Source organism: Frigoriflavimonas asaccharolytica (genome assembly GCF_013294015.1).
Classification (GTDB): Bacteria; Bacteroidota; Bacteroidia; order Flavobacteriales; family Weeksellaceae; genus Frigoriflavimonas; species Frigoriflavimonas asaccharolytica.
The window spans coordinates 76264-98931 of record NZ_JABSNO010000012.1 but is presented as its reverse complement, the minus strand read 5'-3'; the positions used below and the strand labels follow the sequence as shown (position 1 = coordinate 98931).

Below are 22668 nucleotides of genomic sequence, written 5' to 3'. Positions count from 1 at the left end.
TCAAATTTTCTTCTCGTTTTTCTCATGTTTTTTCCGACTATTTAAAGTTAATAATTTCAACTTAAATAGTGGTCCAGTTTTTCAAGGGTATTATACCTTTTTCTTTGCCAAATCTATTACAATCATAACTAAATGACGGTCCTCCTGGACTTGATGGTCCACCTCCTGATCCAGATATTCCAATTCCTCCTGTCGTTACTAAATCAGCCATAGAACTATTTGATATAACTTCTTGCACAGGTACAATTGGAGCACCATCAATATTAAAAGGACTCATAGTTATGTTTGAAATATTATTTAAATTCGTTAATATTATTGTAGTTTCAGAAATATTAGTGATTGGAAAACTAACATATCCCCAATCAAAAATTTTATATAAAGTAAAACCAATTTCACAATCACCAATAATTACTTCTGAACGATAACTTAACAAGGATCTTTCCGTTATATCATCAATAAAATAGTTATTTGGATTTGAATTTAAATTCCATGATCCATCTCCTTGTTCTGAAAGCCAATTTTCTTCTGATACTAACAAGTATTTTCTCAAAGAACAAAAGCCGAGTTCATCTTCAAATTTCGTTAAAGGTTCATCTTCATCAAATCGTATTTCATCTGCATAATCATCTGCCTCTTCATTTGTCATATTTGCTGTAAGTTGATCAAAATTGTCATTATGATCATCTATCATATCATCTAATTTAGATATAGCTTCTGAATATGATTGCAAAGTTGGAAAAATTAGAATATTATTTTGACAATCAGTTGAAATGCCATTATCTAAATTAACAGCTTGCACACCAGGTAAAATTGTACTGTGCGTGAATTCAGAAAAACTTCTACATGGATCATCTGAAGAACCTTTTGCCATTATTTGGTTTTCGATATTTAATTAGCCAGTTGATAATTCTTCTCGTAAATCCGTGTTACAAGAGCAGAATGTTGTAATTACCATCAATCCAATAATTGAGAAGTTAAGTTTAAATTTTTTTATATTAATTGTTATTGTTATTTTTATTTTTGCAAACATAAACAAATTTTATAAATTTAATCAGCGAAATTTTATTAAATCATTTTAAATTTTTCTCATAGATAATTTAAGTATTATTATCAATTCAAACATCCCAATTCTGCAATTGGATTAAAAAAAGATTTTTATCATATTTGCATTCTAATATATCGGTTTGCAAATTTATCAAGATTTAAAAAATTATTCGTCTAAAAAACCACTTGCACTTTCTTTGGGCATGTTTGATGGGGTACATTTGGGGCATCAATCTATTTTAACAAAATTAAATAAAATTGCCCATTCCAAAGGTTTAGAAAGTGGTATTCTCACTTTTTGGCCACATCCACGGTTGATATTTAATCCAGAATTTGATTTAAAATTATTAAATAATTATAATGAGAAAATTCAACAATTAGAAAACAACAAGATTCAAAATTTATTTCTTCAAAATTTTGATGAAGATTTTAGAAACTTGACAGGTGAAGAATTTGTGAAACAAATATTAATTGAAAAACTAAACGTAAAGCATTTAATCATTGGGCACGATCATACTTTTGGAAAAGATAAAAGTGGCGATTTTTCTTTATTACAAAAAATGAGCTTAGAGTACGGTTTCGAAGTTCAGCAATTGGAAGCCATACAATTAGAACATACCAACATCAGCTCTACAAAAATTAGAAACTCTTTGCTTGATGGCGATATTTTGAAAGCCAATGAAATGCTCGGCTACTACTATCCTATTTCTGGAAAAGTTGTTCATGGTAAAAAAATTGGCAGAACTATTGGCTTTCCGACGGCGAATGTAGAAATAAATCCGCATAAACTTTTGCCAAAAAAAGGCGCTTATATTGTTGATGTTATTATTGATGAAAAACACCATCACGGAATGGCAAGTATTGGCACCAATCCCACAGTAAATGGAACGGTAATTACCTTGGAAGCGTACATTTTAGATTTTAATGAAGATATTTATGATAAAAATATCACGCTTCATTTTCGAGACTTTTTGCATGAAGAAATCAAATTTTCTACACTGGAAAATTTAATTGTAAAATTGAAAGAGGATGAAGTTTTGACGAGGAAATTTTTTGAAAAACTAAATTAATATCGCTGGAACAATCATAGAAAAAAGTACATCTATTATTTGACATTTAATTAATGAAAATTAAAAAATTAAAACTTTACACAAACAAATTGGAAAGTGAATTCAATTTCTATTCAAAAGTTTTAGGTTTTGAAATAATAGAAAAAACTGTTAATTCTTTCACGGCAAAAGTTGGGTTTAGTGAATTTTGCTTTGAAAAATCTGAATGTAATTTTCAATATCATTATTGTTTTTTAATTCATTCCAATCATTTGAAGCAAGCATTGGATTTTATAGAGAAAAGGATTGAAGTATTAAGGATTGATGGAGACAACAAAATCCAAAGATTTGAAAGTTGGAACGCAAATTCTTTTTATTTTTTTGATGCTAGTGGAAATCTGGCAGAATTTATCGTGAGATTTGATTTGAATAATGAGTCTAAAAATGATTTTAGTATTTCAAATATTTTGGGAATCAACGAAATTGGAATACCGACAAGAAATATTGAACAAACAAATGGCATTCTTCAAAAGTCTTTGAAAACAAAATTTTGGAAAGGCGATAAAGAAAGATTTGGCACCAATGGAACACAAGAAGGATTGTTTCTTTTGCCGAACTACACTGTAAAGAAAACGTGGTTTCCTACTGAATTAAAAATTAGACCAAATAATTTTGATGCGATTGTAGAAAATTTAAACAAAAAATATAGACTTTCATTTAAAGATGAGATTCTAAAAATTTCCGAATTATTGTAAAATTTCTTGCTGCAACTTCTTCGTCAAACTTTTAAAAATCAAATCATAAGAATGATCTATCAATTCAAAAATTAACTCCCTTTGCAAACCTTCTAATTCTACAGAGTTCCAATGTGTTTTGTTCATGTGAAAGGCTCCTTGTATTTGATAAAATTGCTCTCGCAACGTTTCGCTCCATTCCGGATTAGTTTTTACGGCAATAGTTACAGGTTGCTTTTCTAAAGAAATTAATAGAAACATTTTGTTTCCCACTTTAAATACCAAAGTTTCATGATCAAAAGGGAAACTTTCTTCTACTCCATTTTTTTCTAAACAATAAGTTCTAATATCTTCTGCAGTCATCTTTAAAATTTTAAAGGGAAAAATTACGAAATTTTCGCTAACTTTAATCTTTAAGAATTAAAAAAAATGAAAGCATTGGTTTTAGGCGCGACTGGCGCAACGGGAAAGGAATTGGTGAGCCAACTATTGGAAGATCCACAATATGATGAAGTAAGCATTTTTGTGAGGTCTGCATCAGATATAAAAAATGAAAAGCTGAAAACACATATTGTAGATTTTGATAAACCAGAAGAGTGGCAAAACCTCGTAAATGGTGATGTTGCTTTTTCTTGCATGGGAACGACACTTAAAAATGCGGGAAGCAAAGAAGCGCAGAAAAAAGTGGATTTCACGTATCAATACGATTTTGCGAAAGCAGCGAAAAAAAACGAAGTAGAAGATTACGTTTTGGTTTCATCTTACGGCGCCAATGCAGATTCTAAAATATTCTACAGCAAAATGAAAGGCGAGCTAGAAAATTCTGTGAAAGCTTTGCATTTTCCAAAAATTACGATATTTCAGCCAAGCTTATTGGATCGGAAAGATTCTAAACGATTTGGGGAAGTTTTGGGCGGAAAAATTATCAAATTCGCTAACAAATTAGGCGTTCTGGAAAGTCAAAAACCATTGCCGACAGATATTCTTGCAAAAGCGATGATCAATTCTTCTAAAATAAAATCCAGTGGCTATTCTAAAATAAAGTTGGGCGCAATATTTAGTTTTGCAGAGAAGAATGCTTGATGGTTTTTTGTTGCTGGTTGTTGGTTTTCTAACAAGAAAGAGTTTCCAGAATTTGGAAACTTTTAATTTTACGCCAAAGCGTTGTTAGCGCTTTAAGCTCTAACAACGCTGAACCATTACTTCAAATATTTGGTAATACTTTCGCTTTCTTCGTAGTTCTAAGTTGTTGGTTTTCTACAAAAAAAGTTTCCGAAATTTGGAAACTTTTTATTTTACGTCAAAGCGTTTTTAGAGCTTAAAGCTCTAACAACGATGATTCATTACTTCAAATATTTAGTAATACTTTCGCTTTCTGGTGTTGTAGTGCTTGCAAAACTGTCTATCAAGGTTCCATTTTCATCGATAAGGAATTTAGTGAAATTCCACATTACGCTAGAATTTTTTACACCGTTTAATTCTTTTTCTGTTAAGAATTTAAAAATTGGTGCTATATCTTCTCCTTTCACAGAAACTTTTGCTGCCATTGGAAAGGTAACACCAAAATTTTTCTGACAGAAAGTAGCTATTTCTGTGTTGCTTCCAGGTTCTTGTCCACCAAAATTATTTGCGGGAAATCCTATCACCACAAGATTCTCTTTATAATCTTTTGATAATTTTTCCAAACCTTCGTATTGCGGTGTAAAACCACATTCTGAAGCTGTATTTACAATAAGAATCTTCTTGCCTTTGAAATCTGCGAAGTTGATTTTGCCGCCATCTAGGCTTTCTACGGAAAAATCGTAGATTGTTTGTCCTTTCATTTCTTTTGTTTGTGCTATAGATTTTTCTGATTTTTGTCCTTTACAATTTTGTAAAAAAGCAACTGCCGTTAAAGCTAAAATGAATATTTTTTTCATGTTGTTGATCAATTTATTTAGAATTTAAATGTATTTTTTGGAAAGACTTTATTGGTTTCAATTTTTTGAACAAGAATTACGTAATCGCTATCTTTCTTAGAACTGCTACTTTCAATTCTGTAAGGAAATAATAAGTTCCCAACTTTTTTATAATCGCCGTAAATAAGGGTTTCATCTTTTTGAATTTCTTTTAAAAGTTGATAGTTTTTTACATCAAAGAAATAAATTGTTTTGTTCACATTTTTGGTCAATTCTACTTTGTAGCAATCTTTTGTGCCCACTTTTTCTTTGCCCAAAAGTTGTGCAGAGAAACCTTTGCTTTCAAAATCTATAAAATCTGTATCAAAACTTTCCGCATTATAGTTTGGATATCTTTCTAATTTATTGGTTGCATAATTCATAGCGTAGCCATTTTCGCCATCATAACCTTCTACAATATTTTCCTTACTTGCAATTGTAATAGATGTTTTGGTAAGATTTGGGCGCGCCTGAAAAATTTTGATAGGATATTCATCATTGACGCCTAAAGTAACTTTTCCAGAAATAGCAACGGTATTCAACAATTTCCAATTTGTAATACCACCAGAAAGTTCTATACTTCTATCGATAATTTCTTTTCCCGTTTGTGCGAATAAACTTGTAGATAATACAAACGTTATTAATAATAAAAAACTCTTCATGTGTTTTGCAATCTGCATATAATTAAATTTTCGAAATTCAAAGATATAACAATTGATACGTATTGCAGAATTTTGTTAAAATATTAGTTGTTAAAATTGGGTTAAAAACTATTTTTGATTCTTTAAAATCTCTCTCGCTTTTTCTAAATCTTCTGGTACATCTATACCAACTCCTACAAAATCTGTTTCTACCATTTTAATTTTCATTCCATTTTCTAAATATCGAATGCATTCTATTTTTTCAGAAATTTCTAAAGGCGACATTGGCAATTTAGAAAATTTAAGCAAAGCTTCTTTCCGGAAAGCATAAACGCCAATATGCTTGTAGTAGATAGTTTCCTGCGATATTTCGCGAGGATATGGAATCACAGAACGGCTGAAATAAAGGGCACAATCTTGTAAATCTGTGATCACTTTTACATTATTGGGATTTGAAATTTCTTCTAAATCGTGTAATTTTATTTTGAGTGAAGCCAGAGAAATTTCTTGTTCGGTATCATTTTTAAACACAGAAATCAACTGTTGCAAAGGTTCTTTTTTCAAAAATGGTTCATCTCCTTGCACGTTGATAACGATATCAAATGCTAAATTTTGTACACATTCGGCAATTCTATCGCTACCAGTTTCGTGGGATCCTGTCATTTTTGCATTGCCACCATTATTTATAATTTCATCAAAAATTATTTTGGAATCTGTAGCTACAATTACTTCATCAAATAAATTGGTTTCAACTACATTATCATACGTTGTTCTAATTACAGTTTTATCTCCCAAAATTTCCATCATTTTACCAGGAAATCTAGAAGCTTCAAACCTTGCAGGAATTACGGCAATGATTTTGTTCATGCTCTATTTATTTAATTTGTAAACCTTTCGGTTTCATTATTTACTGTATTTTTTTAAAATCTTTTCTAATCGTTCATCTGGTTCATAATCCAAAACATCAATTAATTTTACTTTTTTAAAATCTGGATGAATAGAATTAAGAATAACATTGAAATTTTCTGGTAAAATAGAAGACGGAACTTTCAACATCAAATTTTTCTGTGCCTCATACCAATCATCTCCTATTTTTTGAAGTTCTGGATAAGCATCTTGTTCTCTCCAATTTTTTACTAAATTTTCAACGGTAATCTGCTCTAATTTTTTACTTAAAACTTCAATAATCATGATCTTATAATCATCATTAAAACCAGTTCCAGCACGATATATCATATTTTCTAAAAGTGCAAGAGAAATGTTTTCTGAAGTATACAAAACCATTTTTCCATCACTATTCCACCTGCCAGAAAGACCACTAACAGAAAGATTTTGAGCATACTTTTTATGAGCAATTCTGTATAACAGCATTCTAAAAAATTATGCTGGATATCCTTGCGCCATTCTTTCTAAACACGCAGAAAGCAAATCTACACCGCCAGAAGTATTTAAAAAATCAAAAGGAATTTCTTCAGTATTCCAAAATGGTACCTTCAACCAACGGTTGAACTCATCAATATTGCCCAAATATTCTTTGCCTTTCTCAAATAATGCAATTAATTTTAAAAGATGTTCACTGTGGTGTGCTTCCAAATTTTTGCCAGCATCTCTGTAATTACTTATCGTTCTTGGAGACAAATTAAGGAGAGAAGCCACAACTTTCTCTGGTAAATTAATAGAATCTGCAAAAGTATAAAACACTTTTGTAGCGATACCAGATTTTGCTTTTTTCACGAGAGAATAATTATTCTGAATCACAAAATTACTGTAAGAATTATTTTCATAAGCAACTGAAGATTCTTCAACTATCAGAGTTTTTTCTTCGTTTTTTATATTATAATTTTTCATCCTCTTCTATTTTACTCAAAGGTAGTAATTATTCCACATTATAAACGAATTTTTTCCGCTTTTTTTTAGGTTAATTTTTCTAATGCGTTCTGTAGTTTCGGCAGCATATTTACAATTTCTTCTTTAGAAACTCCACCTACAGACGCGCGAAACCACATCTCAGATTTTTCTGCACCAAAAGCAGAAAAAGGAACCAATGCTACTCCACCTTCTTTAATTAAATAAAAAACTAAATCTGTAGAATTTTGTATCATCTGTCCGTCACTGGTTTTTTTGCCAAGATAATTTAATTCAATTGTAAGATACATTGCGCCCATCGCTTTTATGCTTTCTACTGGCAATCCATCGTTTTTCATTTGCTGAATACCATTGTGCAAAACCTCTAAACTAGTTTGTAAATTATCTTTAAAAATTTCTACAAAATCTGAAATATTGCTAGAATTTTCATAAAATTTTGCGGTCGCAACTTGTTCTGGTTTTGGCGCCCAAGCTCCTACATGAGTAAGCAAAGCTTTCATTTTATCTACTATAATTTGTGGCCCAAATCCCCAACCAACGCGCACTCCAGTTGCAGCCAAACATTTAGAAATTCCATCTACATATATGGTAAACTCCTTCATTTTCGGATTGATGTTCACAGGATCTACATGTTCATTATCAAAAGTTAAATTGCAATAAATTTGATCATAAATAAGATAAAGTGGCTTTTCGTCCTCAGTTCGGCTTTCATTTTCTGCAATTATTAAATCACAAATTTCTGTCAACTGATTTTTTGTAAACATGGTTCCCGTAGGATTCAAAGGTGAACAGAGCGAAAGTAAAACAGCACCTTTTACATGTGGTTTCAAATCTTCTGCAGTCGGTAGAAAATTATTTTCCGCTGTTGTTTTTACAGCAATTTCTGTAGCAGAAGTTAAGTAACAGTAATGATTGTTATTCCAAGATGGAATTGGATAAATAACTTTATCTCCAGGATCTACAATAGATTTATAAATAGCGTAAATAATTGGTCTTGCTCCCGCAGTAATAAGAATTTCATCTGTAGAATAATTTAAATTCCAATCATTTTGCAGATAGTTAGAAACCGATTTTCTCAAACTCAAAAGACCGTTTGCTGGTGGATAATTGGTTTGATTTTCTTCATAAGCTTTTGCAATTTCATCTTTTAAAAGCTGTGGAATTGGATACAAATTAGAATCTAAATCTCCGATGGTCAAATTTGCAATTTCTGCACCATTTGCCTTCATATCATTTACCTCGTTTCCTATTTTTACGATTTCTGAACCTACTAAATTTGCGGCGAGTTTCGATACTTTCATAATTATTTGATTGATAAAAAATTTTTAGTAAAAAGTTTTTGATTGATTAATTTTAAGATAAATTGAAAACGGCTATTCTTTTTTTAGACCATCCCAAAAATTCAGGAAAAAATCAGAAATTTGTTTTGGTAATTTACTAAAATTTTCGCTAAATGTATTTTTAATAAATCCATCTTCACCAGATAAAGAAACGATGTAAGCTTCATTATTATATTGAATAATACCATATACAGTTTGTAATTTACTATCTGGTCCGTTTTCGTAAGCATCTACAATGGAGATACTTTCATAGTTTCCATCTTTGTCTACATCACTATAGCTTGCACGATTATCTATAAACGCTAAAGATTTATTAACAGGATGTTCTAATTTATAACTAAATGATTTTGTGAAATTTCTACCTTTTTTAGTGAATTTTTCTAAATATAATTCATCTGTTTCTGCACCAGATTTATTTTTTGAAACCACAAAATAGTTCTCCGTAGTTTTATCATTAATACCAGTCGCAAACAATTTTCTATCACCAGAAAAATTTAACTCTGCTTTTGTAAGATTTTGAGAAAACCCTGATGTAACAATACTTACTTGTGCATTGACACTAAGAAAAGTACATAAAATTAATGATAGAAATAACGACTTTTTCATAATAGAAATTTTAAAAATTTAAAGAAAATTACAGATTTAAATCTTGTTTCACTTGTTCTATTTTAGACTGCAAATTAGAAATTTTTGCCTCATATTCCTCTTTATTGTTCACTTCTCCCTTCACAGAGACGTAAAATTTTATTTTAGGTTCAGTTCCAGAAGGTCTTACGCAGATTTTTGTACCGTCTTGAGTATAATAAATTAAAACATTGGATTTTGGGATATCATCCATCACTGTTTTTTTATCTTTTGAAACTACATAGCAAGTTTGCTCTTTAAAATCCTTGATGTCTTCTACCAAAGAACCTGCGATACTTTTCGGCGGATTTTCTCGGAAATCTTTCATCATTTGCTGTATTTCTTCTGCTCCAGTTCTGCCTTTTTTCACCACGTTGATTAATCCTTCATAATACAGACCAAGTTCTTTATAAATATCGATCATATATTCGTACATCGTGCTGCCGTTGGCTTTGCAAAGTGCTGCTATTTCGCAAGCTACCAATATAGAACCGCAAGAATCTTTGTCTCTCACGAAATCTCCGGTCATAAAACCAAAACTTTCTTCGCCGCCGCAAACAAATATTTCTTTGCCTTCAAAATCGCGGATCATTTTGCCAATCCATTTAAAACCCGTTAAACCAACTTTGCAATCTACACCAAATTTTTCTGCAACATCAAAGAAAATATCCGAAGTTACGATGGTAGAACCAATAAATTCTTTCCCAGTAATTTTCCCGGCTTTTTTCCATTGGTCCAAAATATAATACGTGAGAATTGTATTGCATTGGTTTCCATTTAAAAGTTGCATTTCGCCTTCTAAATTTCTAACAGCAATTCCCAAACGATCTCCGTCTGGATCTGTACCAATCACAATATCACCATTGGTAATTCTTGCTAAATCCATCGCCATTTCTAGTGCAGCTGGTTCTTCTGGATTTGGAGAATCTACGGTTGGAAAATTTCCACTTGGGATCATTTGCTCCGTCACCAAATCTATTTTTTTGAAACCTGCTTTTTCTAAAGCTTGTGGAACTGTAGCATAAGTAGTTCCGTGAATAGAAGTAAAAACAATGTTTAAATTATCATAGCCTTTTTTATCTTTTTGATACAAAGAATTCTCTATACAAGCGTCAATATACACTTCATCTTGCTCTTCGCCAATCCAGGAAATAAGATCGTCATTGCCTTCAAATTTTATATTTTCAAATTTAGTAGCGTACACTTCTTTAATGATGGCGTCATCATTTGGTGGAACTATTTGCGCACCATCATCCCAATAAACCTTGTAACCATTGTATTCTGGAGGATTGTGAGAGGCAGTTAAAACAATTCCTGCTTGGCATTTTTTATCTCGAACGGTGAAAGATAATTCTGGTGTAGGACGATGATTTTTAAATAATAAAACATGAATTCCATTGGCTGTGAGCACATCTGCACACAATTTCCCAAATTCTTTGGAATTGTGGCGAACATCGTAAGCAATGGCAACTTTAATATCTTGATTTGGAAATTGCTGCAAAAGGTAATTTGCTAAACCTTGAGTGGCTTGTCCGAGGGTATATTTGTTCAATCTATTGGTACCAACTCCCATTATTCCACGCATTCCACCAGTTCCAAATTCTAATTCTTTGTAAAAAGAATCTTCTAAATCTGGAGAATTGCTCTCTATTAAATTTTGAACTGCTGTTTTAGTTTCTGAATCAAAATGATCGCTTAACCAAAGATTTGCTTTTTCGAGTGTGGTCATATTTTTTGTGTTTGATATGGTTTTTAATTGTTTCAATACGTTTTAAATCGTTTTAGTTGGTTAATGGTTTACTATTGTTTAAACTAAATTAAACAATTTAAAACTACCTCAAACGATGTCAAACTATTCCAACTTCTGGTTATTAACCTTTGTATTTTTGCCTATTTTGAATGCTTGAATTGGATCATTATAGTACAATAATTTGCTGGTATCCTCCAAACTTCCTGTGATGGAATCTTGAACGGTAACTTCTGCGTAAGGTTGATTTTTAGTTTCTATCTTTAAATTTTTTATGTGCCAATATGGTGAAATTAAATTCGTTGTGTCTTTCATTTTTAAAAAAACATTTGTAGAAGCTCCTGTAAAATTTGCTCTACTCAATTGCTCCATTTCCAAATCTGTTCTTCTGCTTTGTATTGACCCAATAAATTTAGCATTATTTTTTAAGAAAAGTTTAAAATGATCGGTTTTTATTTCGCTAGAAAGATTCATCTCTGCCAATTTAGAAATCTGAATATCGTTGATATCATATTTAGAATAGATGGTAATATTGTAGAAATCAACAGCTTCGGTAGGTCTTTTTTCTTTGATGGTTAAAGTTTTATCTTCAACTTCTATATCTAAATTTGAATTTATATTATCGTAGGTCTCCACAACCACAAAATTTTTGGAACTTTTTATATAAAAAACTCTAAAGTTACCATCTAAATTTAATTTTGAGAATTGTTGTAAATCTAATTGTTTGGTTGTGATATTTCCTTCTGGGGAAATTTTTCCGCAGGAAATGATAGAAAATATGATACCAATTAATAGTAAATTTTTCATTAATCTAAAATCTTGTTTCGGAGATGTTTTGCAGCCCGACTTGAGTGGAAATCCTTTTTTATTTTTGAATAAAAATGAAAAAGATTGGGAACGGAAGGCGGAAATAGCTGCCATAATTATTATATTTTTTTTAAATCGTTTCTTCTACAAAATAATTTTTGTGATCTCTGTTGCTTCTGATCATCATTTCGCCCAAAAATCCTGCGATGAAAAGCAGAGTTCCTAAAACCATCATCGTTAATGCGATGAAAAACCAGGGATTGTTTGCCAATAAATGCCCGTAGATTCCGCGAGAAACGTCTATTAACTTTGAAATTCCGAGCCAAAGCGCAGACATGAAGCCGAAAATAAACATGAGTGTTCCTACTGCGCCAAAAAAATGCATCGGTCTGCCACCAAAACGGCTTACAAACCAAAGTGTTATTAAATCTAAAAAGCCACGAACGAATCTTTCTGTGCCAAATTTTGAAGTTCCGTAAGGTCTGGCTTGGTGTTTTACTTCCTTTTCTGTAATTCTGCGAAAGCCTGCATTTGCGGCCAAAACTGGGATATATCTGTGCATATCGCCATAAACGTCTATGGATTTTACGACTTGCTTTTTGTAGGCTTTTAGTCCGCAGTTGAAATCATTTAGAGTAACTCCGGACACTTTTCTAGCAGCTGCATTGAAAAGTTTTGAGGGAATATTTTTGGTCATCACATTATCAAAACGTTTCTTTTTCCAACCGGAAACTATGTCGTAGTTTTCTTCGGTAATTTTTTGGTACAAACCAGGAATTTCTTCGGGGAAATCTTGTAAATCTGCATCCATCGTGATGATGATGTCTCCTTTCACCTTCTCGAAAGCGGCGTGAAGTGCTTGAGATTTGCCATAATTTTTGGAAAATTTAATTCCATGTATTTCTGTATTTTGCGTGGCAAGATTTTCTATAATTGCCCAAGAAAGATCTGTGCTACCATCATCTATAAACCAAACTTCGTAGCTAAGATTGTGGGAATCGCAAACAGTTTTTATGCGGGAAAATAATTCTTCTAGACTGGCTTCTTCGTTTAGAAGTGGGATTACTATGGATAAATTCATTTAATTTTCTAACTTGTTTTGGATATAATATAATGCTTCATCTGGTGCTAATACTTGAACTTCTGCGGTAGAGAAATCTTTTAAGTCTCTCGTAATAATTGCAGATAAATTTTCAATCTTGTGAGCACAAAAAATTTGAAGTGCGTCCTCAAAGTCTTTGTGACTTGAATTTAGAGATTTTCGCAGCACATCTTCTGTTAATGGTATGACTTCCACCAAATCTAAAATACTAGAAATAGCAGTGCGCACTTCTTCCTCGCTGTAAATCTTTTTTAAAACATAATGCGATGTGGCTATTGATAGTGTAGAGACATACAATTTAATATTTTTCGTTTCAGCCAATTCAAATATAGACTTTGCCGCAATTCCAAATGGAACTCTTAACGAAATAAAGTCTATTACAATATTGGTATCAATGTAAAAGGATTTCAAAGACTGTATTTTTTGGAATAATATTCATCCAATGCTTTGTCTTCATCAAAATTATCTGGTAAAGGTAAACTACCGGCAATTCTATCAACTATTGGTGTTGAAATTTCATTAGAAACTTTTGAATTAACAAGATTTTCTAAATATTTTTGAACCATTTCAGAAAGACTTCTTTGTGTACCTTTTGCGTACACTTTGGCCTTTTCTATCACATCTTTCTCGATAGTTAAAGTTAATTTAGTAGTCATTACGTGTAATTTTAGTAAAGATACGTATTAAATTTAATTTTATTCAAATTTAAGAATCTTTTGGTTCCAAATTTTCCAATTCTGAAATTCTAGTACGGAAAAAACTTCCAAAGAATAAGGCCAAAAACAAGAAAAATATACAAAAACCCGCGAATACATACGCAAAATATCGGATGGTAAACATGTCTTCATTTAAAGAAACCTTGTGCGCAATTCTCATTTTTCCTTCTTGATATTTTTTTTCTAATTCTGGCATTTCTGCAGAATCTGGGCGCAAAACCTGCTTTGCTTCTTGATATTCTTCTTCCAAAGAGTTTTTATAACTTTCTATATACTGATAGTTGAGCAAATCTTTGGTAGAAGTATCTATATAATTGATATACAAAAACATAGAAATCACACTTAAAAAACCGCCGACAAACATTGGCATGAATGCTCTTCCATACGCTTCTTTAAAACTTAAAACTTTCTTATACCTGCTGTAAGTAGTAACAGAAATAAAAGCACCCGCTGCAAATAGTATTGGCAAGAGAAATGCGCTCAACATGATAGAATTTTTGTAGTAATCTACATTTCTAAAAAAAATATTTGTGGTAAAAAAGGCAATCATTATTGCTATAAATATCACAAAACCAATAGTATAAACGCTTTTTGTAAATGTCTTCATTTCGAATTAAAATTATTTTTTGAATTTTGAATTTTGAATTTTGAATTTTTGCTGTATATTTGCAACGGCAAGTCCTAAACAACCAGCTCCTGTGAATCCTCCAGAGTGGGAACGCAGCAAAGGTAAACGGTTGTAGCGGTGTGATTTAGGTAGCTTGCCATTTTTTTTCTTTTAAATTTTCCTTTTCTTTTTTACTTCAATCAATTACAATTCGAAAACTTCGCCTAACTTAGGTAAAGTAAAATCAATATTTCTAACTGCAAAGTGTTGATGTGCTTCTTTGTGGTCTATTTCAATCGGCGGAAAAGTATCGAAATGACAGCCAATTACCTTTTTAGTTTTTAATAATTCTGCTGCGGCAAAACTCGCTTTTCTTGCGCACATTGTGTAATGAGAACCAACCGGCAATATCGCTAAATCTATATTTCCAAATAATTTTGGGAACAATTCCATATCTGACATCACACTCGTATCTCCTGCAAAATAGATGTTTTTTCCTGGAAATCTGAAAATATATCCTGCAGGTTCGCCACCATAACTTCCATCCGGAAAAGAACTGGTATGACTTGCGGATACCATAGATATTTTTAAATCATCAATTTTTGCAGAGCCTCCAAAATTAATATCGATAGAATTTGGATGATTGAAATAGCCACAAATTTCTGGCTGACCGATGATAATAGCTTCTGGATGCAAATCTAGAACTTCTTTTACGTCTGCAATATGATCTCCATGAGCATGAGTGATTAAAATATAATCAATTTTCTGGGCAGAAATATCAAATTTAGATTTCTCCTTTCCAAAATTGTAGAAAGGATCTGTAAGAATGTTTTTTTCTTTGTATGTGAACAAAAAGCAATTTTGTCCGAGGTAGGTTGTTTTCATTTTTTATTAATTTAATAAGATTGCAAAAATATACAGAAATATGAGACTTGCTACAATAATATTTAAATATAAAAGTGATTTATTATTTTTAAATTTAGTAAATAAATCTAAGGTTGAAGGTATAAAAAATAGGTCTGCAAGAATTAAATATGGCAGCAACAAATATCCGATTCCCATTGCACCACCTTCGTTAATTATTATAGAAAATGTTATTTTTAAAAAATAACTTAATAATATCATATTGAAAATAGCAAAAATTCTATTCGCAAATGCAATGGTCATTATTTAAAATAATTCAACCCAAATGCCAACAAAATAGCCATTACCAAAGTTAAAAGTCCTACTTGTTTTAAAAAAGGATCTAAATTTCTTGGCTCTTTCACCTCCATTATTTTGCGGCGAACTGCCATAATGGGGAAAATTAAAATCATCACGATAAATGCATAATATTTTCCTTGAGTTTGAAAATTATTAATCATTAAAAATGTTAAAATTAATAATAAAGGAATTTGCAGCAATACAATTTCGTAAATCATTGCATATTTGAAGCCTAATCTTAAAGCCAAAGTTTTCTTTCCGCTTTTTGCGTCGCTTTCTATATCTCGCATATTGTTGAGGTTTAGCACTGCCATACTCATCATTCCAACTGCTGTAGCTGGTAAAAGAATATCCCAACTCCAGGTTTTTGTGAACAGAAAATAACTTCCACAAACCGAAACCAAGCCAAAAAATATAAATACCATCATATCTCCCAAACCTAAATATCCGTAAGGTTTTTTGCCGATGGTATAGCCAATTGCTGCTAGAATACTTGCAATTCCTAATCCTATGAATATATAAAACTGCTCCATAAATTCTGGAAAAAACGCTTTGTACAAAAGTAAAAACGTAGCTGCTAAAGATAGAATTGATAATAAAATAACTGCTGATTTCATTTGTTTTTCTGAAATTTTGCCAGAAGCTACTGCTCTTTTTTCAGCCAAAGGATCTCGGAATTGATCGGTACCTTTTACTCCATCTCCATAATCGTTTGCAAAATTGCTCAATACTTGATAAAGCAACGTAACGAGCAGCGCAAGAGCAAAAATTTGCCAATCCCACAATTGATAGGTCTCTTCCATTCTCCATTTCGCGATGAAAGATCCGATGATAATTCCACTTATAGAAAGTGGTAATGTGCGCAAACGTGCGGCTTTTATCCAATGAATCATAATATTACATCCAATTTTCTTGTGAAGATTCTACCTTATAAAGACAATAATTTGCTAAATTTTTTAATTCCGTAGCATTAGCAGTTGGCATTGTAATACTTCCGCCTGCAGTAGAAATTGTGAGGGTAGCTATTTCAGTTTGTTTTTGCCAAAAGTATTGAGAAATTTTTATAGATTGTATTTTCTCAATTTTCAATGTTTTTGCTTCAACGTCCCAAGCTCCACTTTGCTTTTGCAAATATCCTGAATTTGCATACAACCTGCAATTTTTAAAACTGAAATAAAGCACAATACTTGAAATTAGAAAATAAAGCATAGAACCCAAGAAAAAGTAACTTGTTTCATATAAAAATTGATACGACACAAGTAACGGTAAGAAGATATACATAAAAATTTTTGGAATCAAATATCTAAAATTCGGTTTTATAAGATCATTAAATACAGGCAAATCTTGAAAAATAAAATTCACCAAACTATCCTTTTCCGTTTTGCTACAACCCAAAATATTGCTGTTGTCATTACCCGCATTTTCTTCTCCTATTTGACTAAATTTTAAATGCAAAACGTTCCATTTTTTTTGAAAATAATTTTGCGTAATGGTAATTATTTGTACCTTTTTGATAGAAATAATGTGATTTTTCGTATTAAATAAACCAAATTCCATAGAGAAGTAATCTGTAAATTTTACAATTTTCAAATTAAAATAAACGAAAAATGTGCGCAGAACATTTACAAGAATTGCCGCAAACGTAAAAACTACAATTGCTGAAATAATAAGAAATATTGGAATTGCAAAAACATCTTCGATAGCAAAATATTTCTCTAAAATATCTTCCAATTTTAAATTAAAACCATCAAATATTTGCTGAGAAAGATAAACCAATAAACCCATTAAGGCGAAAAAACTTTTTACGTAGTTTGCTGTAACTGCATATTTTAATAATGAAATAACAGATATTTTTATTTCCTCTGCTTCTCCTGTTATTTCTTTTTGATCAATTAAAATTTCATTGTTGCTAGAAATAAGATAATTTCTTAAATAATCTGCATCTTTTTTAGATATTGCATCAATGCTGATCTCTTTTTTATCCGTGCCGGGAGAATCTATTTCTAGCTGATATATACCAAGCAAACGATGCAAAAATGGTTGATTTACGTTGGCTTCTTGTATTTTATTTCTTTCTAGATGTATGGTTGTTTTATTAAATACGCCTTTTTCTATAATAAATTCATCGCTCTTAAAATCAATTTTGTAAGTATAATATTGATATTTAATATAAGCTTCTATGGCTACAGCAATCAATGCAACCAATGCAACAATTAGGATTATTGTTACTGTATATTCTTTCTTTTTAAATAAAAAAAGTACAATTAAAAACCAAAAATTCTTAAGTAATTTCCCGTAGGAAATCAAGGCAAAAATTATAATTCCTTTTTTGGATTGAAATTGTGGAAGAGAAAAATCAGATTTCATCCTTTCTATTTTCAAAGATGATTTCTGATTGTTCATCTGTCTCTAGTCCATCTATTTCACTGGATTTCTCTTCAGATTTCTCTTCAGAAACTTCGTCTTCAATTTTATTTAAAATTAATTGGTTGATTTTCAGAGAAACTTCATTATCTAATCCAGGAATTTTTATATCACCACCACTTTGTCCCGCCGTGAAAATTGAAATCGCCTTAAGATCTAAAACACGAGATAGCCAACCTTCTTCTAAACTAACGTGCTGTATTCTGTTGAAAGGTATTATAATCGTTGTAGTTTTGATAAGACCAGATTGAAAAATAACATCTTGATTTCTGATGGCATATTTTTTTTTAAAAAACCCGAAATAACTTAATATAAAATTCAGAATTAAAAAAAATACTAAAAAGCCAAGTATATACTTAAAATATGATCCAAATAATTGCCGCTGGAAAAAATTTACAATTAAAGACCCTGTGAAAACTACAATAGCAATGATAGTCCAATTAAAGAAAATAACGTACAAATATTTTTTAGAAATAGATTTGAATTCTACTTTTTCAAAATCAGGTAAATCTTCAACTTTAATTTCTAGATTTTCAAAATTCATATTTTATTTTTAAGAAATCCACCCATCTTCACCGAAATTTGGTTTTCTTTTTTCCAGAAATGCGTTTCTACCTTCTTTTGCTTCTTCCGTCATGTATGCCAATCGTGTAGCTTCTCCAGCAAAAACTTGTTGACCAACCATTCCATCATCAGTTAAATTCATAGCAAATTTTAGCATTCTGATAGACATTGGTGATTTTCCTAGTATTTCTTGTGCCCATTCGTAAGATTTTTCTTCTAAATCTGCATGTGGAATTACGGCGTTGACCATTCCCATTTCTGCGGCTTCTTTTGCAGAATAATTTCTACCTAGAAAGAAAATTTCTCTGGCTTTTTTTTGCCCTACCATTTTTGCCAAATATGCAGAACCATAACCACCATCAAAACTAGTAACATCTGCATCTGTTTGTTTAAAAATTGCATGCTCCTCGCTTGCTAATGTAAGATCGCAAACTACGTGCAAAGAATGTCCACCACCAACTGCCCATCCATTTACTACGGCAATCACAACTTTTGGCATAAAGCGTATCAAACGTTGAACTTCTAAAATATTTAAACGATGACGACCATCTTCGCCAACATAACCTTGTTCTCCGCGTGCTTTCTGATCTCCACCACTGCAAAATGCATGTCCACCATCTTTTTTGCTTGGACCTTCGCCAGTTAATAAAACTACACCAACAGAAGAATCTTCGGAAACATGGTAAAATGCGTCATATAATTCCGATGTTGTTTTAGGGCGAAATGCATTGCGCACTTCTGGTCTATTAAAAGCAATTCTTGCAACTCCTCCACATTTTTTATAAGTAATATCTTCGTATTCTTTTACGGTTTTCCACTCGATCATAGTTTAATAATTTGCTGTAAAGGTAGGTCTTAAAAGTAAAATTTAAAAATAAAAAGTTGGAAATAGTGTAATAAATAAACCTAGCTTTTATAATTAAAAATCTTAAAAACAGAATTTATAATATTCAACTTTAAAATGGATTTTTAACAATTTCTAAAGTATTTTCTATCATATTATACTCGAAAGTTTTTTTCAATCCAGGCGAAAATACAGAGAATTTCGTGAGTTTTGTAAATGGTGCATACAATCTAAATGTACAAATATCTGTAGCGGAAAGGAAAGGATTTTCTTTTAGATGGCTATGTGTAGAAGATGCAGAGAAATTTCCTTCATCATCACTTCCAAAAACGGGAATCATCGCGGAATGAAATTTTTTCTTATTCAAGATTTTACCGTTATTATCCGTTATAAATAGATAATCATTTCCAAAAGGTATTACGTTTGATTGGGAAGTTCCTGGTATTAAATAGGTCTTGAAATTAGCTCCAAAAGGTATTGTAATAATGTTTAAACTAAATCCTTTCGGTGCTCCAACTTCATTGGCAGGATTTGAAAAGTAGGAAATCAAATTTTGTCGAACATTCTTTAAATCTATTTCAATTTTAGATAAACTTCTTACCTCTAAATTTATTTTAGTTGGTATCTCTGCCTTGTTTTTGAAATTATACTCTGCAATTATTTCGCTTCCAGATTTATTTAAAAAAACGGTACGCACAAATTCTTCATTTTGATAAGTAAGATATGCACCTATCAAATCTTTAATTTCCACATTTTTTCTCGCAATATCATTCGAATTCCAAGATGCTTTTTCAAAAGAATACAGTAAATTTCCCTCTGTTTTAATAGAATCTAATTTATTTTTAATCTCTTTTTCAGAAAATTTAATATCTTGGCAAAAAGTGAGGATGGAAGTCATCGTTAAAAATAAAACTATAATTTTCTTCATACTAAATTTATCTTAGGATTATATTAAAATATTTGTAAAATTCAAATATTATGATATTACAAATGTATTAAATTCTAAATACCATAAAATTATTTTTTTTCCTTAAATTTGTTTTTTAAAATTAATTAAACATAAATAAAACACCATGCAAAAATCTAAAATCTACTACACGCTTACAGATGAAGCACCAATGCTTGCTACACATTCTTTTTTACCAATGGTAAAAGCATTTGCAACTGCAGCAGATATAGAAATAGAAGTAGCCGACATCTCTTTGGCAGGTAGAATTTTAGCTACATTTCCAGATTTTCTTTCGGAAGATCAAAAAATAGAAGATGCACTTGCACAATTGGGAGAATTGGCTACAAAACCAGAAGCAAACATTATTAAATTACCCAATATTTCTGCATCTGCACCACAATTGGAAGAAGCAATAGCAGAATTACAAAGCAAAGGATTTGCAGTACCAAATTATCCTGCAGAACCAAAAAATGAAGAAGAAAAAACCATAAAGGCAAGATATTCTAAAGTTTTGGGAAGTGCAGTAAATCCCGTTTTAAGAGAAGGAAACTCCGATAGAAGAGCACCAAAATCTGTGAAAGATTACGCAAAAGCAAATCCACACAGAATGGGAAAATGGGCAAAAGATAGCAAAACAGAAGTTGCTTACATGACAGAAGGAGATTTCTATGGTACAGAAACTTCTGTAACGATGGACCATGAAGGAACATTTAAAATAGTTTTCAAAAATGAAAATGGCGAAGAGAAAGTTTTAAAAGATTCTGCAGCTTATAAAAATGGAGAAATTTTAGATTCTGCCGTAATGAGCCTCAACAAACTAAAAAAATTCTCGAAAGAAGCTATTCAAGAAGCTAAAGATAAAGATGTCTTACTTTCTGCGCATTTGAAAGCTACAATGATGAAAATTTCTGATCCTATTATATTTGGAGCTATTGTAGAAACCTATTTTCAAGATGTTTTTAATAAATATAAAGATACTTTTTCATCTTTAGATATAAATCCGAACAACGGACTAGAAAGTCTTTTAGAAAAAATAAAAGGCAACGAAAAAGAAGCAGAAATAAAAGCAGCGATTGATGCTGCCATGCAAAACGGACCAAAAGTAGCCATGGTAAATTCTGACAAAGGAATTACCAATTTCCATGTGCCGAGTGATATAATTGTAGATGCATCTATGGCAGCTTTGGTGAGAGGTGGCGGAAAAATGTGGAATACTGCTGGAACAGAAGAAGATACGCTTGCTATTATTCCAGATCGTTCTTATGCTACGTTTTTCTCTTCAATTATAGAAGATATGAAAGAACATGGCGCATTAGATCCTACCACAATGGGAACCGTTCCAAATGTAGGTTTAATGGCACAAAAAGCTGAAGAATATGGATCGCACGACAAAACTTTTCAGATTGCAAACAATGGAACTGTGGAAGTTCAGGATGAAAATGGCAAAGTGCTTTTATCACAAAATGTAGAAAAAGACGATATTTTCCGTGTTTGCCAAGTGAAAGATGCACCGATACAAGATTGGGTGAAGTTGGCGGTAAATAGAGCAAGACTTTCTAATACACCTGCAGTTTTTTGGTTGGATAATGGAAGAGCACATGATAGAGAAATCATCAAAAAAGTAGAGAAATATCTGAAAGATTATGATACTGCTGGTTTAGACATTCAGATTCTAAACGTCGTAGATGCAATGAAATTTACCCTAAAAAGAGCAAGAGAAGGAAAAGATACCATTTCGGTTTCTGGTAATGTATTAAGAGATTATTTGACGGATATGTTCCCGATTTTAGAACTCGGAACTTCTGCAAAAATGCTTTCTATAGTTCCCTTGATGAACGGAGGTGGTCTTTTTGAAACTGGAGCAGGTGGTTCTGCACCAAAACACATAGAGCAATTCATCCAAGAAGGATATTTGCGTTGGGATTCTTTGGGTGAATTTTTGGCTTTGCAAGCAAGTTTGGAACATGTAGCGCAAACTTTAGACAATCAGAAGGCACAGATTTTAGCCGATGCTTTGGATGTTGCGAATGCTAAATTTTTGGCAGAAGATAAATCTCCAACAAGAAAATTAGGCGGATTAGACAATCGTGGTTCTCATTTTTATCTAGGAATGTATTGGGCAGAAGCTTTGGGAAATCAAACCAAAGATGCAGAAATAGCTACAAAATTTTCTGCTATTTTTGAGCAATTAAAAAATGATGAGGCAAAAATAAATGAAGAACTAATAGCTTCTCAAGGAAGACCACAAGATATTGGTGGATATTACAAACCAAATTGGCAAAAAACCGATGATGCAATGAGACCAAGTGCAACATTAAATTCCATCGTGAATGCTATTTAAATTTCTAATTTAAAAATAAAAATTAAACTCTTCAAAAAAATTTTTGAAGAGTTTTTTCTTTCAATATTATAATCTATTTAGTTTTAGAAAAAATTAATAATTTAGTAAACAAACATTTACACAGATTAT

25 protein-coding genes and 1 other RNA gene are annotated in these 22668 nt (G+C 31.4%); 5 read left to right on the top strand and 21 right to left on the bottom strand.

Annotated features, from left to right (window positions below):
* Positions 1-61: 61 nt before the first annotated feature.
* Positions 62-871, bottom strand: coding sequence for a hypothetical protein (locus HNQ03_RS09405; protein ID WP_173779420.1), 810 nt, complete (start codon positions 869-871; stop codon positions 62-64).
* Positions 872-1184: 313 nt separating this feature from the next.
* Between HNQ03_RS09405 and HNQ03_RS09400 the strand changes: the two genes are divergently transcribed.
* On the top strand, positions 1185-2114 hold the full coding sequence (locus tag HNQ03_RS09400; protein WP_173779419.1) for a bifunctional riboflavin kinase/FAD synthetase: 930 nt from the start codon (positions 1185-1187) through the stop codon (positions 2112-2114).
* Between the two features lie 53 nt (positions 2115-2167).
* Positions 2168-2848 carry a VOC family protein gene (locus tag HNQ03_RS09395; protein ID WP_173779418.1) on the top strand — a complete coding sequence of 227 codons (681 nt, stop codon included), beginning with the start codon at positions 2168-2170 and terminating at the stop codon, positions 2846-2848.
* Here HNQ03_RS09395 and HNQ03_RS09390 read toward each other — a convergent pair.
* Positions 2840-3190: an MmcQ/YjbR family DNA-binding protein gene (locus HNQ03_RS09390; protein WP_173779417.1), complete on the bottom strand. Its 351-nt coding sequence runs from the start codon at positions 3188-3190 to the stop codon at positions 2840-2842. The two genes, HNQ03_RS09395 and HNQ03_RS09390, sit on opposite strands and share 9 nt — an antisense overlap.
* Positions 3191-3256: 66 nt before the next feature.
* Between HNQ03_RS09390 and HNQ03_RS09385 the strand changes: the two genes are divergently transcribed.
* A complete protein-coding gene (locus HNQ03_RS09385) occupies positions 3257-3910 on the top strand; it encodes an NAD(P)H-binding protein (RefSeq protein WP_173779416.1) in 654 nt (217 codons plus the stop codon).
* Between the two features lie 260 nt (positions 3911-4170).
* Here the strand turns inward: HNQ03_RS09385 and HNQ03_RS09380 are convergent, their stop codons facing one another.
* The 13 genes from HNQ03_RS09380 to HNQ03_RS09320 form a co-directional block, all read right to left on the bottom strand.
* On the bottom strand, positions 4171-4746 hold the full coding sequence (locus tag HNQ03_RS09380; RefSeq protein ID WP_173779415.1) for a glutathione peroxidase: 576 nt from the start codon (positions 4744-4746) through the stop codon (positions 4171-4173).
* 17 nt (positions 4747-4763) lie between these two features.
* A complete protein-coding gene (locus HNQ03_RS09375) occupies positions 4764-5426 on the bottom strand; it encodes a histidine kinase (protein WP_173779427.1) in 663 nt (220 codons plus the stop codon).
* A gap of 108 nt (positions 5427-5534) precedes the next feature.
* Positions 5535-6272: a 3-deoxy-manno-octulosonate cytidylyltransferase gene (gene kdsB / locus HNQ03_RS09370; protein ID WP_173779414.1), complete on the bottom strand. Its 738-nt coding sequence runs from the start codon at positions 6270-6272 to the stop codon at positions 5535-5537.
* Between the two features lie 36 nt (positions 6273-6308).
* Positions 6309-6776 (bottom strand): RES family NAD+ phosphorylase, encoded by a 468-nt coding sequence (locus tag HNQ03_RS09365; protein WP_173779413.1) that lies wholly within the window; start codon positions 6774-6776, stop codon positions 6309-6311.
* A gap of 9 nt (positions 6777-6785) precedes the next feature.
* Complete coding sequence (locus HNQ03_RS09360) at positions 6786-7253, bottom strand: antitoxin Xre-like helix-turn-helix domain-containing protein (protein WP_173779412.1); 468 nt, start codon at positions 7251-7253, stop codon at positions 6786-6788.
* 65 nt (positions 7254-7318) lie between these two features.
* Positions 7319-8572, bottom strand: a complete 1254-nt coding sequence (locus HNQ03_RS09355; protein WP_173779411.1) for a pyridoxal phosphate-dependent aminotransferase — start codon at positions 8570-8572, stop codon at positions 7319-7321.
* 72 nt (positions 8573-8644) lie between these two features.
* Positions 8645-9217: a hypothetical protein gene (locus HNQ03_RS09350; RefSeq protein ID WP_173779410.1), complete on the bottom strand. Its 573-nt coding sequence runs from the start codon at positions 9215-9217 to the stop codon at positions 8645-8647.
* Between the two features lie 28 nt (positions 9218-9245).
* Positions 9246-10964, bottom strand: a complete 1719-nt coding sequence (locus HNQ03_RS09345; RefSeq protein WP_173779409.1) for a phospho-sugar mutase — start codon at positions 10962-10964, stop codon at positions 9246-9248.
* A gap of 123 nt (positions 10965-11087) precedes the next feature.
* The gene (locus HNQ03_RS09340; protein WP_226927478.1) at positions 11088-11903 is read right to left on the bottom strand and encodes a GIN domain-containing protein; all 816 of its coding nucleotides are present in this window, start codon (positions 11901-11903) and stop codon (positions 11088-11090) included.
* Between the two features lie 16 nt (positions 11904-11919).
* Complete coding sequence (locus HNQ03_RS09335) at positions 11920-12870, bottom strand: glycosyltransferase family 2 protein (RefSeq protein ID WP_173779408.1); 951 nt, start codon at positions 12868-12870, stop codon at positions 11920-11922.
* A complete protein-coding gene (locus tag HNQ03_RS09330) occupies positions 12871-13302 on the bottom strand; it encodes a type II toxin-antitoxin system VapC family toxin (protein ID WP_173779407.1) in 432 nt (143 codons plus the stop codon).
* The gene (locus HNQ03_RS09325; protein WP_173779406.1) at positions 13299-13547 is read right to left on the bottom strand and encodes a DUF6364 family protein; all 249 of its coding nucleotides are present in this window, start codon (positions 13545-13547) and stop codon (positions 13299-13301) included. Before HNQ03_RS09325 ends, HNQ03_RS09330 begins: the two co-directional genes overlap by 4 nt.
* A 49-nt stretch (positions 13548-13596) precedes the next feature.
* Entirely contained in the window at positions 13597-14214 is a 618-nt protein-coding gene (locus HNQ03_RS09320) for a DUF4199 domain-containing protein (protein ID WP_173779405.1), read from the bottom strand.
* A 65-nt stretch (positions 14215-14279) separates the two neighbouring features.
* On the opposite strand from HNQ03_RS09320, the gene ffs reads away from it, so the two are divergent.
* Positions 14280-14377, top strand: an RNA gene (gene ffs / locus HNQ03_RS09315) — signal recognition particle sRNA small type.
* Positions 14378-14418: 41 nt separating this feature from the next.
* Here ffs and HNQ03_RS09310 read toward each other — a convergent pair.
* From HNQ03_RS09310 to HNQ03_RS09285, 6 genes are all read right to left on the bottom strand, one after another.
* Positions 14419-15099 carry a metal-dependent hydrolase gene (locus HNQ03_RS09310; protein ID WP_173779404.1) on the bottom strand — a complete coding sequence of 227 codons (681 nt, stop codon included), beginning with the start codon at positions 15097-15099 and terminating at the stop codon, positions 14419-14421.
* Between the two features lie 281 nt (positions 15100-15380).
* A complete protein-coding gene (gene menA, locus HNQ03_RS09305) occupies positions 15381-16310 on the bottom strand; it encodes a 1,4-dihydroxy-2-naphthoate octaprenyltransferase (protein ID WP_173779403.1) in 930 nt (309 codons plus the stop codon).
* Positions 16311-16314: 4 nt separating this feature from the next.
* Positions 16315-17784, bottom strand: coding sequence for a PH domain-containing protein (locus tag HNQ03_RS09300; protein ID WP_173779402.1), 1470 nt, complete (start codon positions 17782-17784; stop codon positions 16315-16317).
* Positions 17774-18385, bottom strand: a complete 612-nt coding sequence (locus tag HNQ03_RS09295; protein ID WP_173779401.1) for a PH domain-containing protein — start codon at positions 18383-18385, stop codon at positions 17774-17776. Before HNQ03_RS09295 ends, HNQ03_RS09300 begins: the two co-directional genes overlap by 11 nt.
* A gap of 9 nt (positions 18386-18394) precedes the next feature.
* Entirely contained in the window at positions 18395-19231 is an 837-nt protein-coding gene (locus HNQ03_RS09290; protein ID WP_173779400.1) for a 1,4-dihydroxy-2-naphthoyl-CoA synthase, read from the bottom strand.
* Between the two features lie 130 nt (positions 19232-19361).
* Positions 19362-20177, bottom strand: a complete 816-nt coding sequence (locus tag HNQ03_RS09285) for a hypothetical protein (RefSeq protein WP_173779399.1) — start codon at positions 20175-20177, stop codon at positions 19362-19364.
* 145 nt (positions 20178-20322) lie between these two features.
* Here HNQ03_RS09285 and HNQ03_RS09280 point away from each other — a divergent pair, with 145 nt between their 5' ends.
* Positions 20323-22539, top strand: coding sequence for an NADP-dependent isocitrate dehydrogenase (locus HNQ03_RS09280; protein ID WP_173779398.1), 2217 nt, complete (start codon positions 20323-20325; stop codon positions 22537-22539).
* The last annotated feature ends 129 nt before the right edge of the window (positions 22540-22668 follow it).